General features: G+C 72.5%; 1 protein-coding gene. It reads left to right on the forward strand.

All coding sequences use genetic code 11. The annotated features are described in order from the left end of the window. Nucleotides 1-3,471 (forward strand): type I polyketide synthase (locus FVS66_RS27500; protein WP_149183935.1); only part of this gene is annotated, 3,471 nt, incomplete at both ends.

Here is a 3,471-nt window from a genome sequence, read left to right on the forward strand (position 1 = left end):
GGCCGCACACACACCGCGGGTGTCGGTGTGGACTGGGAGGCGGTGTTCGCCGGAACGGGTGCCCAGCGCGTCGACCTGCCGACGTATGCCTTCCAGCGCGAGCGGTACTGGCTGACGCCCGGCACTGCGCCAGGTGACGTCTCGGCCGCCGGACTCGTCGGAGTCGAGCACCCCCTCCTGGCCGCGGCCGTGCAGGTCGGGGACCGCGACGAATGGGTGCTCACCGGCCGCATCTCCACCGAGAACCAGCCCTGGGTCACGGAGCACCTGCTGCTCGGCACCATGGTCGTGCCCGGTACGGGTCTGGTCGAGCTGGCGTTGGCCGCCGGCCGTCGTGTGGGCGCGCCGGTGCTGGACGAGCTGGTCCTCGAATCGCCGCTGCTCGTCCAGGACGGCGTCACCCGGCACTTGCAGATCACCGTCGGGGCGTCCGGCGCGGACGGCCGCCGTGACGTGGCCATTTACTCGCGGCCGGAGAACGGCGCAGGCGAGGCCGACATCACATGCCACGCCAGGGGCACCCTCGGCAGCGAGAACGCGCCCGCACCGGCCTGGCCGGAGCAGTGGCCCCCGCAGGACGCCGAACCGATGCCCGTCGACGAGCTCTACAGCCGCCTCGCAGACCTGGGGTACGACTACGGACCCCTGTTCCACGGCGTCGAGGCCGTGTGGCGCGACGGGAACGAGACCTACGCCGAAGTGACCCTGCCCGAGGGGCACGAGGGCTTCGGTATCCACCCCGCGCTCTTCGACTCAGCTCTGCAGAGCGGAGTCATCCTGCTGACCGGAAGCGGCGCCGCGGCACACCTCATGCCGTTCAGCTGGAGCGGTGTGCGGCTCGATCGCCCCGGTGCCTCTCGTCTGCGGGTCCGCTCCACCATGACCGGTGACAATTCGCTGCGGCTGGACGCCGTGGACGAGAACGGCGCCCCCGTGGTGTCCGTACGCTCCCTGGTCGTGCGCCCGGTGGAGCAGGAACGCATCGACGGTGCGCGCGTGGACGCGCGCCAGTCGTTGTACTCGGTGGACTGGACGCCCGTCGACACCGGGCCCGCCGCCGCCCAGGACCTCGTCCGGATCGGCGAGGGAGAGACGTACCCGGACCTGGACGCCCTGGAGCGGGCGCTCGCCGAGGGCGTGCCCGCGCCGCGTGCGGTGCTCGCCGCCGTCCCCGCCACCGGCGAGGACACCCCCGCGTCGGCGCGCGCCACCGCCACCCGGGCGCTTTCGCTGGTGCAGCGGTGGCTGGCCGGCGAGTGGCCGGGCGATGCCCGGCTGGTGGTGGTGACCCGGGGTGCTGTCGCGGTGGACGGTGGCGCTTGTGATGTCGCTCAGGCGGCGGTGTGGGGCCTGGTGCGGAGTGCGCAGTCGGAGCATCCGGGTCGGTTCGTCCTGGTGGACCTCGGTCTTGACGGTGATGAGCCGGACTGGGGCGCGGTGCTGAGTGCGGACGAGCCGCAGGTGGCGGTGCGTGGGGGTCGTGTGCTGGCGCCGCGGCTTGTGCGTGCGGGTGCCGGTGCGGGTGTGGGTGCGGGTCAGGTGCCGGTGTTCGATGCTGAGGGGACTGTGCTGGTGACGGGTGGGACGGGTGGTCTGGGCGCGGTGTTCGCCCGTCACCTTGTTGCCGCTCATGGTGTGCGTCATCTCTTGTTGCTCAGTCGGCGTGGCCCGCAGGCCGAGGGTGCCGCCGAGCTCGTCGCCGAGCTGGAGGCCCTGGACTGTGAGGTCCGCGTCGTGGCGTGTGACGTCGCGGATCGCGACGAACTGGCCTCGGTGCTCGGCTCGGTGGAGCGTCCGGTGACCGCGGTGGTGCATGCGGCGGGTGTTCTGGATGACGGTGTGGTGGAGTCGCTGTCGCCGGAGCAGGTCGAGCGGGTGATGCGGCCCAAGGTGGACGCCGCGTGGCATCTGCACGAGCTGACCGCCGGTGCTGACCTGTCGGCGTTCGTTGTGTTCTCGTCGGTGGCCGCGTTGATCGGAAGTGCTGGTCAGGGCAATTACGCGGCGGCGAACGCTGCTCTGGACGCGCTTGCCGCGTCGCGCCGGGCCGCCGGGCTGCCCGCCACCTCCCTTGCCTGGGGTCTGTGGGGCGACGTCGGCGGGATGACGGGCGAGCTCGGCGAGGCCGATGTCGCCCGTCTGGAGCGCACCGGCATGGGCGCGCTGTCCCAGCAGCGCGGGCTCGAACTGTTCGACCTGGCGCTCGGCGCCGGTGAGGCGCTCCTGGCGCCCGTCCAGCTCGACCCAGCCGCGCTGCGAGCCCAGGCCAGGGCCGGCCTTCTGCCCGCGCTGCTGCGCGGCCTGGCGCCCGTCCCCGCCCGGCGGGCCGAGACCGGAGCCTCACTCGCACAGCGGCTCGCGGGCGTCGCGGAGGCCGACCGGGAGCGGATCGTCCTGGACGTGGTACGGGAGCAGGTCGCATCCGTACTCGGCCACGCCTCTTCCACGACGATCGACACCGACCGTGCCTTCAAGGAGCTCGGTTTCGACTCGCTCAGCGCGGTCGAACTGCGCAACCGGCTCACCCAGAGCACCGGCGTGCGCCTGCCCGCCACGCTGATCTTCGACCACCCCACCCCGGCCGCCGTGGCGCGGCTGCTGCTCGCCGAGTTCGGTGGCGGCGCGGAGGCGCCGAAGCCCGCGGCCCGGCCGAAGCGGGCCACGCTGGACGAGCCGCTGGCGATCGTCGGCATGAGCTGCCGCTACCCCGGCGGGGTGACCTCGCCGGAGGAACTGTGGGAGCTGGTGGGCGCGGGCCGCGACGCGGTGGGCGGGCTGCCGACCGACCGCGGCTGGGATCCGAGCATCTATGACCCCGACCCGGACCAGGTCGGGAAGATCAACACCAGGGGCGGTGCCTTCCTCGACCGCATCGGCGAGTTCGACGCGGACTTCTTCGGGATCAGCCCGCGTGAGGCCACCGCGATGGACCCGCAGCAGCGTCTGCTGCTGGAGGCGTCGTGGGAGGCGTTCGAGCACGCGGGCATCGACCCGACGACGCTGCGGGGCAGCGACACCGGCGTGTTCGCCGGCGTCGTGACCACCGACTACGGCGGCATGGCATCCGGTGAGCTGGAGGGCTATCGCCTGACCGGAACCACGACGAGCGTGGTGTCCGGCCGTATCGCGTACACGCTGGGCCTGGAGGGCCCGGCGGTGTCGGTGGACACGGCCTGCTCCTCATCCGCCGTCGCCCTGCACCTGGCTTCCCAGGCCCTGCGGGCAGGCGAGTGCTCCCTCGCGCTGGTGGGCGGCGTGACCCTGCTGGCCGGTCCCTACCTCCTGACCGAATTCAGCCGCCAGCGGGCGGTGTCGCCGGACGGGCGCTGCAAGGCGTACTCGGCGTCGGCGGACGGCACCGGGTTTTCGGATGGTGTCGGTGTGCTTGTGGTGGAGCGGTTGTCGGACGCGAAGCGCAAGGGGCGGCGCATTCTGGGTGTGATCCGTGGCAGTGCGGTGAACCAGGACGGT

The organism is Streptomyces sp. TRM49041 (assembly GCF_008271805.1).
Classification (GTDB): domain Bacteria; phylum Actinomycetota; class Actinomycetes; order Streptomycetales; family Streptomycetaceae; genus Streptomyces.